At 60.9% G+C, this 12890-nt stretch carries 13 protein-coding genes; 7 read left to right on the top strand and 6 right to left on the bottom strand.

Annotation, left to right across the window (positions count from 1 at the left end; translation table 11 throughout):
* Both wrbA and arsC read right to left on the bottom strand, forming a co-directional pair.
* The gene (wrbA, locus tag BK660_RS07750) at positions 1-597 is read right to left on the bottom strand and encodes an NAD(P)H:quinone oxidoreductase (protein WP_027923973.1); all 597 of its coding nucleotides are present in this window, start codon (positions 595-597) and stop codon (positions 1-3) included.
* A complete protein-coding gene (gene arsC / locus BK660_RS07745) occupies positions 594-947 on the bottom strand; it encodes an arsenate reductase (glutaredoxin) (protein ID WP_123432817.1) in 354 nt (117 codons plus the stop codon). Before arsC ends, wrbA begins: the two co-directional genes overlap by 4 nt.
* A 114-nt stretch (positions 948-1061) precedes the next feature.
* On the opposite strand from arsC, the gene BK660_RS07740 reads away from it, so the two are divergent.
* Entirely contained in the window at positions 1062-1529 is a 468-nt protein-coding gene (locus BK660_RS07740) for a TlpA disulfide reductase family protein (RefSeq protein ID WP_123432816.1), read from the top strand.
* A 185-nt stretch (positions 1530-1714) separates the two neighbouring features.
* Here the strand turns inward: BK660_RS07740 and BK660_RS07735 are convergent, their stop codons facing one another.
* Positions 1715-2119: an META domain-containing protein gene (locus BK660_RS07735; protein ID WP_123432815.1), complete on the bottom strand. Its 405-nt coding sequence runs from the start codon at positions 2117-2119 to the stop codon at positions 1715-1717.
* Positions 2119-2553, bottom strand: coding sequence for a hypothetical protein (locus BK660_RS07730; RefSeq protein ID WP_123432814.1), 435 nt, complete (start codon positions 2551-2553; stop codon positions 2119-2121). Before BK660_RS07730 ends, BK660_RS07735 begins: the two co-directional genes overlap by 1 nt.
* Positions 2554-2687: 134 nt before the next feature.
* Between BK660_RS07730 and BK660_RS07725 the strand changes: the two genes are divergently transcribed.
* Positions 2688-3095 carry a hypothetical protein gene (locus BK660_RS07725; RefSeq protein ID WP_123432813.1) on the top strand — a complete coding sequence of 136 codons (408 nt, stop codon included), beginning with the start codon at positions 2688-2690 and terminating at the stop codon, positions 3093-3095.
* Between the two features lie 6 nt (positions 3096-3101).
* Here BK660_RS07725 and BK660_RS07720 read toward each other — a convergent pair whose 3' ends face one another.
* Positions 3102-4091: a 2-hydroxyacid dehydrogenase gene (locus BK660_RS07720; RefSeq protein ID WP_123432812.1), complete on the bottom strand. Its 990-nt coding sequence runs from the start codon at positions 4089-4091 to the stop codon at positions 3102-3104.
* Between the two features lie 75 nt (positions 4092-4166).
* Complete coding sequence (locus tag BK660_RS07715) at positions 4167-6920, bottom strand: response regulator (RefSeq protein WP_123432811.1); 2754 nt, start codon at positions 6918-6920, stop codon at positions 4167-4169.
* Positions 6921-7135: 215 nt separating this feature from the next.
* On the opposite strand from BK660_RS07715, the gene BK660_RS07710 reads away from it, so the two are divergent.
* The 5 genes from BK660_RS07710 to rlmD all read left to right on the top strand — a co-directional run bounded on the left by BK660_RS07710 (position 7136) and on the right by rlmD (position 12847).
* Positions 7136-7858, top strand: coding sequence for a response regulator transcription factor (locus BK660_RS07710; protein ID WP_123432810.1), 723 nt, complete (start codon positions 7136-7138; stop codon positions 7856-7858).
* Positions 7845-9275: a sensor histidine kinase gene (locus tag BK660_RS07705; protein ID WP_123432809.1), complete on the top strand. Its 1431-nt coding sequence runs from the start codon at positions 7845-7847 to the stop codon at positions 9273-9275. The genes BK660_RS07710 and BK660_RS07705 overlap by 14 nt, the downstream gene beginning before the upstream one ends.
* 180 nt (positions 9276-9455) lie before the next feature.
* On the top strand, positions 9456-10478 hold the full coding sequence (locus BK660_RS07700) for a PDDEXK nuclease domain-containing protein (protein WP_123432808.1): 1023 nt from the start codon (positions 9456-9458) through the stop codon (positions 10476-10478).
* 114 nt (positions 10479-10592) lie between these two features.
* Positions 10593-11495, top strand: coding sequence for a cysteine synthase CysM (cysM, locus tag BK660_RS07695; RefSeq protein WP_123432807.1), 903 nt, complete (start codon positions 10593-10595; stop codon positions 11493-11495).
* On the top strand, positions 11495-12847 hold the full coding sequence (gene rlmD / locus BK660_RS07690) for a 23S rRNA (uracil(1939)-C(5))-methyltransferase RlmD (RefSeq protein WP_123432806.1): 1353 nt from the start codon (positions 11495-11497) through the stop codon (positions 12845-12847). Before cysM ends, rlmD begins: the two co-directional genes overlap by 1 nt.
* The last annotated feature ends 43 nt before the right edge of the window (positions 12848-12890 follow it).

The raw sequence follows: 12890 nt of genomic DNA, 5'->3' as shown, positions 1-12890 counted from the left end.
TCAGTTCCCCAGCTTTTGCGCAGTCTTCGCCAGCCGCAAGCCCAAGGCCCGGCACAGCGCCACTTCATGTTCATTCAAACCGCTTTTGCCATCGGCCCCGGCGTGATGACTGGCGCCGTACGGTGTGCCGCCGCCACGAGTTTCCAGCAACGCCGACTCGCTGTAAGGCAGGCCGGTGATCAGCATGCCGTGGTGCAGCAGCGGCAACATCATCGACAGCAGCGTGGTTTCCTGGCCGCCGTGCAGGCTTGCCGTGGAGGTGAACACGCCCGCCGGCTTGCCCACCAGCGCGCCGGTCAGCCACAGGTTGCTGGTGCCATCGAGGAAATACTTGAGCGGCGCGGCCATGTTGCCGAAACGGGTCGGGCTGCCCAGGGCCAGGCCCGCGCAGTTCTTCAGGTCGTCGAGGCTGGCATACAGCGCGCCTTCGTCCGGAATGTCCGGCGACACGGCTTCGCATTCGGTGGAAATCGCCGGCACGGTGCGCAGGCGCGCTTCCATCCCGGACTGCTCGACGCCGCGGGCAATTTGCCGGGCCATTTCATTGGTCGAGCCGCTGCGGCTGTAATACAGAACCAGAATGTACGGCGCACTCACGGCAGCAACTCCAGGATGTGCTCCGGCGGACGGCCGATGACGGCTTTGTCGCCGACTTCGAGAATCGGGCGCTCCATGAGTTTCGGATGCGCCGCGATGGTCGCGATCAATTGCGCTTCGCTCAGGCTGCTGTCCGCCAGGTTGAGGGTTTTGTACTCGTCCTCACCGGTGCGCAGCAGTTGCCGGGCGCTGAGGCCGAGCTTGCTCAGCAGGCTCTGGATTTGTGCTGCGTCCAGTGGGGTTTCGAGGTAGCGGACCACGGTCGGGGTCAGGCCACGGGTTTCGAGCAGTTCGAGCGCACCGCGGGATTTCGAGCAGCGCGGGTTGTGATAAAGCGTCAGATCGGTCATGTGCGGGTCGCTTCTTGCGTAAAGTGGCGGCTATTCTAACTGTGCAGCGCGCAATCCAGAACCTTGCGAGGCGATGGGTCGCAGGCGCATTCAATTTTGAGCAAGGATTACGACATGACACGGCGACTGGCAGCGGCATTGGCGATTTTCGGGGCGTTGATGCTGGGGGGCTGCGGCAATGACTATGGCGTCGACCAGAACGGCCAGAAAGTGGCCTCCGAGCGCCTCGACAAACAATGGGTGGTGCTTAATTACTGGGCTGAATGGTGTGGCCCGTGCCGGACCGAAATCCCGCAGTTGAATGCATTGGCTGATCAATTGCAGGACAAGAAGATCGGCGTGTTCGGGGTCAATTTCGACAACGTGCAGGGTGAAGAGCTGAAGAGCGCCAGCGAGAAACTGGGGATCAAGTTCACCGTACTGGCTTCAGACCCGGCCGATCTTTTTGAACTGCCACGCAGTGAAGCCTTGCCGGTGACGTACATCATCGATAACAAGGGCAAGGTCCGCGAACAACTCATGGGCGAACAGACAGCGGCGGGGGTGATGGCCAAGCTTGAGGCGTTGCAGGCGATAAAGTGATCGGATGCAGGTCTGTGCCTGACGGGATTTTGTGGCGAGGGAGCTGTTGTGGCGAGGGGGCTTGCCCCCGTTTGAGTGCGTAGCGCTCACAAGATCTTTGGTATATCAGAGATTTTGGGGCCGCTTCGCAGCCCAACGGGGGCAAGCCCCCTCGCCACAGTTGTTTTCAGGTGGCACAGGGGTGATCAACCCTCTTCAAGCCACCAACGCAGCGGCTTGCCTTCGGCCGGCCAGAAGCGCATCTGCTCGATCGGGGAAATGTCCCAGCGCTGCACGCCTTCCAGCGCCTGCAAGAAGCGTTTTTCCTGCTCCATGACCGCTGGCGCACACAGCTTGCGGGTGCTGCCGATCTGGCCGAAGCTCAGCTTGTCGCCGTCCAGGGTGTACGGCGCGAACCAATGGTTGCAGCCGCCGTTGCCATAGGCCCGGCCGTCTTCACCGAGGGTGATGGTCAGGTGGCTGTAGTCCATCAACGGACGTTCACCAATCCATTCCAGAATGTAGCTGCGGTTTTGTTGCAGTTGCACCGGCTCGGCGGCGCAGCCCAGCAGGCTGGCACCGACCAGGGAGGTCAGGGCGAGGCGTTTCATCACACAGACTCCCGGCATGTCGGGCACAGGTGTTTCTCACCGACGGTGGTCCAGCCCAACTCGGCAATCCGCGCGGTAGCAGCCGGTTTTTCAGCCTTGTTGCCCAGTTTGGCGTCGACCGCGAACTCAAAGCTCAGCGCTTTGGCGCAGCTGTCGCAATTGACTTCCCAGGTGTGGATCCCCAACTCGCCGAACACCGGACCACTGCTCACCGCGACCCATTGGCCGGGCGGGTTGATCAAGTGGCGAACCGTTTCGACGGTCAGGCGCATGGACAAGTCCTTGCTGCCTTTGAGGGTCACTACCAGCACGTCGCCAATCCGGATCGAGCCGCCGTTGCCGGTGACTTGATAACGCCCCGGCACGAGGGCGCGGCATTCGGTAAGGGTGTGTTGCGGGCTCATCAGGGTGTAGCGGAAATCGTGTTCGACCATGGGTCCTCCAAATATGCGCGGTATGCTATCACGGGCCTGCACGCAGCATGGGGCGGGGAGATGACCTTCGATCAGGTTCAAATTACCGGTCGACTCATGGCACACTGCCGCTTTTACACCTCTAGGGAACGGACATGGCGTTAATCGAATGTTATGAGTGCAAGCAAAGCATCAGCTCTACAGCGCCTGCTTGCATTCATTGCGGTGCACCGGCGGCAACGGTGCAAGCGGCCACTTCGACAGTAGCGCCCGTGCAGGCACCGATTTCTTTCGGGCGTTTGCCGGAGGACGAGAAAGTGGCGAGGGTGACGCCGGCCGCGTTCGGACGTAAGCGAAAAAACCAGGTTGAAGCCGAAGCTCCAGCACCGGCACCGATCCCCGTGGTGAACGGGACGCGACCGGTAGAGCTCTGGCTGAAGCTGATGATTTTCTTCCTGCCGCCGTTTTTTGTCTGGTTCCTGCTGCGTCGCGGGCATTCAGTGGGGCAGCGCCTGCTCGGCTTTGGCTGGCTGGGACTGATGATCCTGTTGTCCAAAGCCTGAGAAAAATCAGCCTTCGACCTGGTTCTGCGGCGTTCCAGCGGCCCAGGCGACGATGTTCTGCAAAGTCGTCGCGGCAATCGCGCCCAGGGCTTCACGGGTCAGGAAGGCCTGGTGCGCGGTGATGATCACATTCGGAAAGGTCAGCAGCCGCGCCAGCACATCGTCCTGCAGCGGCAGGTCCGAGCGATCCTCGAAAAACAGCTGCGCCTCTTCTTCATAAACATCCAGCCCCAAATAACCCAATTGTCCGTCCTTCAAGGCGTCGATCAGCGCCGGGGTGTCCACCAGTCCGCCACGCCCGGTGTTGATCAGCATCGCGCCGGTTTGCATGTGCGCCAGTGATTCGCGGTTGATCAGGTGCTTGCTCTGCTCGTTGAGCGGGCAATGCAGACTGATGATCTGCGACTGCGCCAACAGCTGCGGCAAACTCAGGTAGCGAGCGCCAAGGGCTTCGACTTGCGGATTGGGGAAGGGGTCGTAGGCGAGCAACTGGCAGCCGAAACCATTCATGATCTTGGCGAACGTTGCGCCAATCTGCCCGGTGCCGACCACGCCGACGGTCTTGCCCACCAAGTCGAAGCCGGTCAGCCCGTGCAGGCTGAAGTCGCCTTCGCGGGTGCGGTTGTAGGCGCGGTGCAAGCGGCGGTTGAGGGCCAGGATCAGCGCTACCGCGTGTTCGGCCACGGCGTGTGGCGAATAGGCCGGGACGCGCACGATCGCAAGACCCAGGCGCTTGGCTGCGGACAGGTCGACATGGTTGTAACCGGCCGAGCGCAGGGCGATCAGGCGCGTACCGCCCGCGGCAAGACGTTCCAGCACCGGGGCGCTGAGGTCGTCATTGATGAAGGCGCAGACCACCTCGTGATGTTCGGCCAGCGCCACGGTATCGAGGCTCAGCCGCGCCGATTGAAAGTGCAGTTCGATGCCGGCAGGCAGCTCAGCGCCCAGAAAACTGTCGCGGTCGTAGGTCTGGCTGCTGAAAAGAATCGTGCGCATGAATCCCCCTGGATAACTCGGTCAGGCTTTATGAAGCAGCTTAGCGCTGAGGGTAGTCAGCGCCGTTGCGCTGCATCAAGCGTTGATGCGGGCATGTGCGGCCAGGCGATTGATCGCCCGGTCGAGGTCTTCCAGAGCGCCGGGCGCTTTCGGGTCCTGTTGCTTGAGCAGGGTTTCACTGCGCTGGCAGGCGGCGCGCAGTTGCGGGACGCCGCAATAACGGGTGGCCCCGTGCAAGCGATGGACGCGTTCGATCAGTGCATTCTGGTCATTGCTTTCCCGGGCAACCCGGATGGCTTCGCGGTCGGCTTCAAGCGAGGCCAGCAACATCGCCAGCATGTCCGCCGCCAGATCCGCCTTCCCCGCGGCCAGGCGCAAACCTTCCTCGGGGTCGAGCACCTGCAAATCATGCCCGCCAACGTGGCTGTCGCTGGAACGTTCCGGCCCATGGTTACGCAGGGCCAGGCCTGTCCACTTCAGCACCACCTGCGCCAGTTGCCGCTCGCTGATGGGTTTGGTCAGGTAATCGTCCATGCCGCTTTGCAGCAGTGCACGTTTTTCATTGGCCATGGCGTGAGCGGTGAGGGCGACGATCGGCAGCGGAGTGCAATGCCGCTCGCTTTCCCACTGGCGGATCGCTTCGGTGCTTTGACGTCCGTCCATGCCGGGCATTTGCACGTCCATCAGCACCAGGTCGAAGGTTTCGTTCTGCACCGCTTTGACCGCCGCGTAACCGCTTTCCACGGCGAGCACCTTGGCGCCCATGTCTTCGAGCAGGGTTTGCACCAACAACAGATTCGCCGGATTGTCGTCGACGCACAGCACTTTCGGCGCACGACTCGACACCGGTTCGCCGGGTTCGCTGCGCTGCTGGCGCGGGTTGACCAGGTCGGACAAGGCCCGACGCAGTTTTCGGGTGCAGGCCGGTTTGGCCTGAAGCTGACTGTGTGGATTCGGCACCGAGAGATGGAACAGCGTCTGTTCGGTGGTCGGGCACAGCACCAGAACTTTGCAGCCCAGGTGTTCGAGGTCCCAGATGTGCTGGTTGAGGCGCTCGGGCGGCATGTCGTTGCTGGTGATGCCGAGCACCGCCAGATCGATGGCCTGATCGGTCTGATGCGCGCCGGTCACGCCATTGGCCAGGCTTTCCAGGGTATTGAACGGCGTGACGCTCAGGCCGCAATCTTCCAGTTGATGCTGCAAGGCCTGCCGCGCCAGTTCATGGTTTTCCAGCACCGCCACGCGGCGGCCGAGCAGGGGAGCGCTGGGCAAGTCTTCAGCGTCATCGCGGGTCTTGGGCAGGCTCAGGCTGATCCAGAATTCCGAACCTTCGCCCGGCGTACTGTCGACGCCAATCTCGCCGCCCATCTGTTCAATCAGTCGCTTGGAAATCACCAGCCCCAGACCCGTGCCGCCGGGTTGCCGGGACAACGAGTTGTCGGCCTGACTGAAGGCCTGGAACAGCGCGCGCACGTCCTGGCTCGACAGGCCGATGCCCGTGTCCTGAATGCTGATGCGCAGTTGCACACTGTCTTCGTGTTCTTCTTCGAGCATGGCGCGGGCGACGATCGTGCCTTCGCGGGTGAACTTGATCGCATTGCTGACCAGGTTGGTGAGGATCTGCTTGAGTCGCAGCGGGTCGCCCACCAGCGACAACGGCGTGTCGCGGTACACCAGGCTCACCAGCTCCAGCTGTTTGGCGTGGGCGGCAGGGGCGAGGATGGTCAGCGTGTCCTGCAGCAAATCGCGCAGGTTGAACGGAATATTGTCGAGCACCAGTTTGCCGGCCTCGATTTTCGAGAAGTCTAGGATCTCGTTGATGATCCCCAGCAGGCTGTCGGCGGATTTTTCGATGGTGCCCAGATAGTCGAGCTGGCGCGGCGTCAGTTCGCTTTTTTGCAGCAGGTGGGTGAAGCCGAGAATGCCGTTGAGCGGCGTGCGGATTTCATGGCTCATGTTGGCCAGGAACTCGGATTTGATCCGGCTCGCTTCCAGGGCTTCCTTGCGCGCAAGGTCCAGCTCGATGTTCTGGATCTCGATGGTTTCCAGATTCTGGCGCACGTCTTCGGTGGCCTGATCGACGCTGTGTTGCAATTCTTCCTGAGCGTTTTGCAGGGTGCCGGCCATGCGGTTGATGCCGGACGCCAGTTCATCCAGTTCCTGGCTGCCGAGGGGCGGCAGGCGGGTTTCCAGATGCCCGTCCTTGAGTTGCGCCACCGCCAGTTTGATCTGGCTGATCGGCCGGTTGATGGTCCGGCCCATGCGCAGGGCCAGCAGCGCCGCGCCCGCCAGACCGGCGGCAATCATCATCAGGCTGGCAAACAGGCTGCGGTAACCACGCAGCAACATACCGTTGTGCGACAGCTCGAGTTCGACCCAGCCCAGCAGGCGGTCGGCTTCATCGGGAATCAAGTCGCCGGCCAGGTTGCGGTGTTTGCCGAATACCGGCAGCAGATAACGCGTCGCATCGTTACCGCTGCGGCGCAACATCTGCGAACCATTGCCCAGCGGTGCCTGATTGAGCATGGTCGGGCCAGCGTGGGCCACTGGCGTGCGGTCGGGGGCGAGGAAGGTCACTGCGCGTACGTCGGCTGTTTCCAGCGACTGGGTGGCGATACGCTCCAGCAGCTCATTGTCCTTGTGAGCCATGGCCGGGGCCACGAGAGGTGCAAGCTGCTCGGCGATCATCTCGCCGCGCTGCATCAGTTGGGATTGCAGGTCGGACTGCTGCATCCAGGTGAAATAGCCGCCCAGGACCAAGGCCATCAAAGTGGTCGGCAACAGGGTCAGCAACAGCACGCGGCCTTTAATTCCCAGTTTCTTGAGCACGCATCTCTCCTGCATCCAGCGATTGATTGACCTGCGGGTACATCCAGTACGCGCCACCCGGGCAGTGTAGCGACTTGCAGGCAGGCAATCTTCGTAAAATTGATGTCGTCATTCGTCGGCCGGCGAGCTGCTTTTGCGTCTTGGGCAAACCTTGGGTTGCCCATCGGCAGGCAATCTTGAATAATCGCTCAACTGAGAATTATTTGCAGATACTGATGACTCCCATCCCGATTGGCCATCCCCGCATCCTTTCCATCGAAGACGACCTCGTGCTCGGTGCGTATGTGCACGAGCATTTGGGCCGTTGCGGTTTTCAGGTGACCTGGTGCCAGAACGGCCAGGAAGGCCTGGCCATCGCGCGCCAGCAAGCCTTCGATGTGGTGTTGATGGATATTCTGTTGCCGGGTCTGGACGGGCTCAATGTGTTGACGCAGTTGCGCCAGAGCCATGCCACACCGGTGGTGCTGATGTCCGCACTGGGTGCCGAGGAGGATCGCATCAGCGGCTTTCGCTTGGGTGCCGATGACTACCTGCCAAAACCCTTCAGCATGGCCGAGTTGCGCGTGCGCATCGAAGCTATCCTGCGGCGGGTGGCGCTCGACCGTCGACCGGCGCCGCAGCCGTTGGCCTGCGAGGTGCACAGCCTGCGTTTCGATGATGAGTTGTGTGAGGTTTTCCATGGCGAGCACGCCGCCGGCCTGACTCGCAGCGAGTATCGACTGCTGGAAACGCTCAATCGCAATGGCGATGAAGTGTTGAGCAAAGCCTTCCTTTATCAGCATGCGTTGCAACGGGGTTACGCCGCCCATGACCGCAGCCTCGACATGCACATCAGTCAGATCCGCCGCAAACTCAAGGGCATCGGCTATACCGAGCGCGAAGTGCGTACGGTCTGGGGCAAAGGCTACGTTTTGAGTGCCGTCGATGAAATGGTCTGACGTACCTGGGCGGCACTCGCTGTTCTGGAAACTCGCTTGCTTGTTGGTCGCGTTTTGTCTGCTGATGATCTGGCTGAGCTGGTCGTGGGGCCGGTACATGGAACAGAAAAACCTGTTCTTGTCCGAAGAGGCCCGGATCACCCTGACCCGCTACGCCGCCGAAGCCGAGCAAGCCTGGAATCAACATCAGAGTGCCGGCGTCGATGTCTGGCTGCAGGGTATCGGCAAGCGCGAGACATCCTGGGTCGGTGTCATCGGCGCTGATTTGCAGTCGTTGAGCAGCTATCCACTGGCGGAAAAAGAAATTCAGCGCCTGACCTTTTTGCGTGGGCTGGATTGGCCCACCAGTCGCCATACCAAAGGCCTGCCATGGCTGAGAATCCCTTTTCCGAACGACCCGGCGGCGGGCAGTCTGGTGATCGAGCTGCCCCAACGTTTTGTACCGGGGCAATACCGGCTGTTCTGGCGCGTGATCACCAACGGCATCATTCCGGGATTGTTCACACTGCTGTTATGCGTTGGCCTGTATCGACTGCTGGTCGTGCCGTTGAACAGTCTGCGCGAACAGGCCAATGCCTGGCGCGCGGACCAATTAAACGTACGCCTGTCGAGCAGCACCACCAATCGCTCGGATGAACTCGGCGAGCTGGGCCGGGCCTTCGATCACATGTCCGAGCGCCTGCAGAGCACCGTGGCCTTGCAGCAGCAATTGCTACGCGACCTGTCCCACGAACTGCGCACGCCGTTGAGCCGCTTGCGGGTGGCCAGCGAAAGCGAGCAGGGGCTGACGGCGTTGCGCGAGCGTATCGGGCGGGAGGTCGATGGCATGCAGCGTCTGGTTGAGGACACGCTGCAACTGGCCTGGCTCGATACCGAGCGAGCGCCGTTGCCTGACGAAGCGATTCAGGTCCAGGCCTTATGGGAAATGCTCACGGAAAATGCCTGCTATGAAAGCGGCTGGCCGGGCAGTCAATTGCGCTGCACGGTGGACTCGTCGTGCTGGGTGCGCGGTAACCTCAACACTTTGGCTCAGGCCTTGGAAAACATCCTGCGCAACGCCATTCGTCATTCGCCCGAGGGCGGTGTGGTGAGTCTGGGCGGACAGCGCGATGGCGATTTCTGGCATTTATGGCTGGAGGATGAGGGCGGCGGGGTGGCTGAGGCTGATCTGGATCGGATCTTCTGTCCGTTCATACGGCTCGACGGCTCGCGACCGGGGAATGGCGGGTTCGGGTTGGGGTTGAGCATTGCGAGGAATGCGGTGCGGCGTCAGGGTGGGCAGCTGTGGGCTGAGAACACTGGGGTGGGGTTGCAGCTGAATATGCGGTTGGTGGCCGAAGTTGACGGCGTCAGTGATGACGCCATCGCGAGCGGGCTCGCTCCCACAGTAGATGTGTGTCGCCCACAGATGGTGTGATCCCCCCGATCCCCCTGTAGGAGTGAGCCTGCTCGCGATGAGGCCCCCAGCCACCCAAAAGCCGGATTTGCCGGAGCGTTCCCGTTTATTTGTACGACCTTTCCTAAAGCGTAATACCGACACCTTCAACCTGACTCGACGGAATAGACTCGCGTTTTTCCTCGTCCTCAGGAGTCCGGCATGAATGCATCCAGCGTCCCCGACAATGCAACCGACGACCGCTTCAATGAAGTGCTTGCGCTGATTAAAAGTGCCAAACAGCAGGCCATGCAGGCGGTGAATACCCAGCTGATTGAGCTTTATTGGCAGGTGGGTGCTTACATCAGTCGCAAGCTGGAAAAAGCCGAATGGGGTGATTCCGTGGTCAGTCAGTTGGCTGAACATCTGGCCACGACTCAACCTGGGTTGCGTGGTTTTACCCGGCGTAATCTGTTCCGTATGCGCCAGTTCTACGAGGCTTACCGGGGAGATGAGAAAGTGTCAGCACTGCTGACACAATTACCTTGGACCCACAACTTGCTCATTCTGAGTCAGAGCAAACGCCCCCAAGAGCGTGAGTTCTACTTGCGCCTCGCGGTCCAGGAAAAGTGGTCGACGCGAGAATTGGAGCGTCAGTTCAAGACCGCACTTTTCGAGCGAAGCGTGACCCAACCGGCAAAAACCTCTTCGGTGCTTAAACAAACTCACCCAGCAGCGCTTGAGATTTTCCGCGACGCCTACATGCTCGAGTTTCTCGACCTGCCGGGTGGCCATGCCGAAACTGATCTGCATAAAGGGTTACTGGTACGCCTCAAGGATTTCCTGAGCGAGCTCGGCCGCGATTTCTGCTTTGTCGGTTCTGAATACCCACTGCAAGTTGGCAGTCGTGATTTTGCTCTGGATTTATTGTTCTATCACCGTGGCCTCAATTGCCTGGTGGCCATAGAGCTAAAGGTGGGGCGATTTGAGCCGGAGTATTTGGGCAAGCTGGACTTTTATCTGGAAGCGTTGGATCGCAATGAGCGCAAACCCCACGAAAACCCCTCCATCGGCGTATTGCTCTGCGCCAGTAAAGAGGACGAGGTGGTCGAATATGCGCTTAACCGCAGCCTGTCGCCTGCACTGATCGCTGAGTATCAAGTCCAGCTACCGGACAAACAGTTGTTGCAGGCCAAATTGCATGAGTTCTATGCACTGAATATCGCGCAAATAGAGGAATCCTGAACCCGCCCAGGCTGCTTATTCCCATAAGCCATAAGCACCGCACTTTGCGTGATATGGCCTGCGAACGTTTGCCGGTATGATAGGCGCCCCCGCAGTCTGGATTGCGAATACGCCATGACCTTGCAGTACCCAACCATCGCCGATTGCGTCGGCAACACTCCGCTGGTCCGTTTGCAGCGCCTGCCTGGCGCCACCAGCAATACCCTTTTGCTCAAGCTCGAAGGGAATAACCCGGCGGGTTCGGTCAAGGACCGTCCGGCGCTGTCGATGATCACCCGCGCCGAGTTGCGCGGGCAGATCCACGCTGGCGACACGCTGATCGAAGCAACTTCCGGCAACACCGGGATTGCCTTGGCGATGGCCGCCGCGATCAAGGGTTACAAGATGATCCTGATCATGCCGGACAACTCCAGCGCCGAACGTAAAGCCGCGATGACGGCTTATGGTGCCGAGCTGATCCTGGTTACCCAGGAAGAAGGCATGGAAGGCGCCCGCGACCTCGCTCAGCGGATGGAAGCCGAAGGCCGTGGCAAGGTGCTGGACCAGTTCGCCAACGGGGATAACCCCGAAGCGCACTACACCACCACCGGCCCGGAAATCTGGCGTCAGACCGAGGGCTCCATCACCCATTTCGTCAGTTCGATGGGCACCACCGGCACCATCATGGGTGTCTCGCGCTATCTGAAAGAACAGAACGAAGGCGTGCAGATCATCGGCCTGCAACCGATGGAAGGCTCGGCGATTCCGGGCATCCGTCGCTGGCCGCAGGAATACCTGCCGAAGATTTATCAGGCGGATCGCGTCGACCGCATCGTCGACATGGCGCAAAGCGAAGCCGAGGACGTGACCCGTCGTCTGGCCCGCGAAGAAGGCATCTTCTGTGGCGTGTCCTCGGGCGGTGCGGTGGCAGCGATGCTGCGCCTGTCCGAAGAAGTTGAAAACGCAGTGATCGTCGCGATCATCTGCGACCGTGGCGACCGTTACTTGTCGACCGGCATTTTCGACGCGCCTAACTGATGGCCAAGCACGAGAGAGGCCTGCGCTTCCAACCCACGGGCGGCAGCAAGGCCCCACAAATCCCGACCGGCAAAAAGCAGCGCTTGAGCATCGAGCGCCTGGCCAATGACGGTCGCGGTATCGCCTTTTTCGAAGGTCGCACCTGGTTCGTCATCGGCGCCTTGGCCGGTGAAGAAGTCGAGGCGCGAGTATTGGGCGCCCACGGCAAAGTGGTCGAGGCGCGCACCGAGCGCGTGTTCCAGGCCAGCGAACTGCGTCGCCCGGCACCGTGCCCGCATGCCGGTCGCTGTGGCGGCTGCAGCGTGCAGCATCTGCCTCATTCTGAACAACTCGCCCTGAAACAACGCATGCTCGCCGAGCAACTGTCCAAGGTCGCCGGCGTCGAACCGCAAGAGTGGGCAGCGCCGTTGAGCGGTCCGGAATTCGGTTACCGCCGTCGCGCCCGTGTGGCGGTGCGCTGGGACATGAAAGCGAAAAAACTCGACGTCGGATTCCGCGCAGCGGGCAGTCAGGACATCGTCGCGATCAACGAATGCACGGTGCTGGTACAGCCCTTGCAGCCAATCATGACCCGCTTGCCGGAGATGCTCCGTCGCTTGAGCAAACCCCAGGCGCTGGGGCATGTGGAGTTGTTCAGCGGTTCGTCATTGGCCGTGTTGCTGCGGCACATGGCGCCGTTGTCTGACGCCGACATGACCATTCTCAAGGATTTCTGCGCCGTCCATGAAGCCCAGTTGTGGCTGCATGGGGAAGGTGAACCGCAACCGGTCGAGGCCGATGCGTCGCTGGGTTATCGCCTGGAGCAGTGGGGCCTGGAACTGGCCTACCGGCCGGGGGATTTCGTTCAGGTCAATGCCGGGGTCAACGAAGCGATGATTGCCCAGGCGCTGGACTGGCTGAAACCGCAGGCGGATGAGCGGGTTCTGGATTTGTTTTGTGGCCTGGGTAACTTTGCCTTGCCGCTGGCCAAGATCGTTCGCGAAGTCGTGGCGGTGGAAGGTGTGCAGGCCATGGTCGAGCGCGCCGCCGCAAACGCGGCTAGCAATAATCTGCATAACGCGAAGTTTTTTCAGGCCGATTTATCCCAGCCTTTGACCGACGCCGAATGGGCGCGCGAAGGCTTTTGTGCGGTACTCTTGGACCCACCGCGTGACGGTGCTTTCGAGGCCGTGCGCAAGCTGGCGTCCCTGGGCGCCAAGCGGTTGGTGTATGTGTCGTGCAACCCGGCAACGCTGGCACGCGACACGGTTGAATTGATCAAGCAGGGCTACCGGTTAAAACGTGCCGGGATTCTCGATATGTTTCCTCAAACGGCACATGTCGAGGCCATGGCGTTATTTGAAGCGAGCTAGGACGGCTCGTCTGGTCCGACTGTCCCGCCCGTGCAGCGCTCGC

The organism is Pseudomonas brassicacearum (genome assembly GCF_003732265.1).
Taxonomy (GTDB): domain Bacteria; phylum Pseudomonadota; class Gammaproteobacteria; order Pseudomonadales; family Pseudomonadaceae; genus Aquipseudomonas; species Aquipseudomonas brassicacearum_D.
This window is presented reverse-complemented; position numbering and strand designations above follow the sequence as displayed.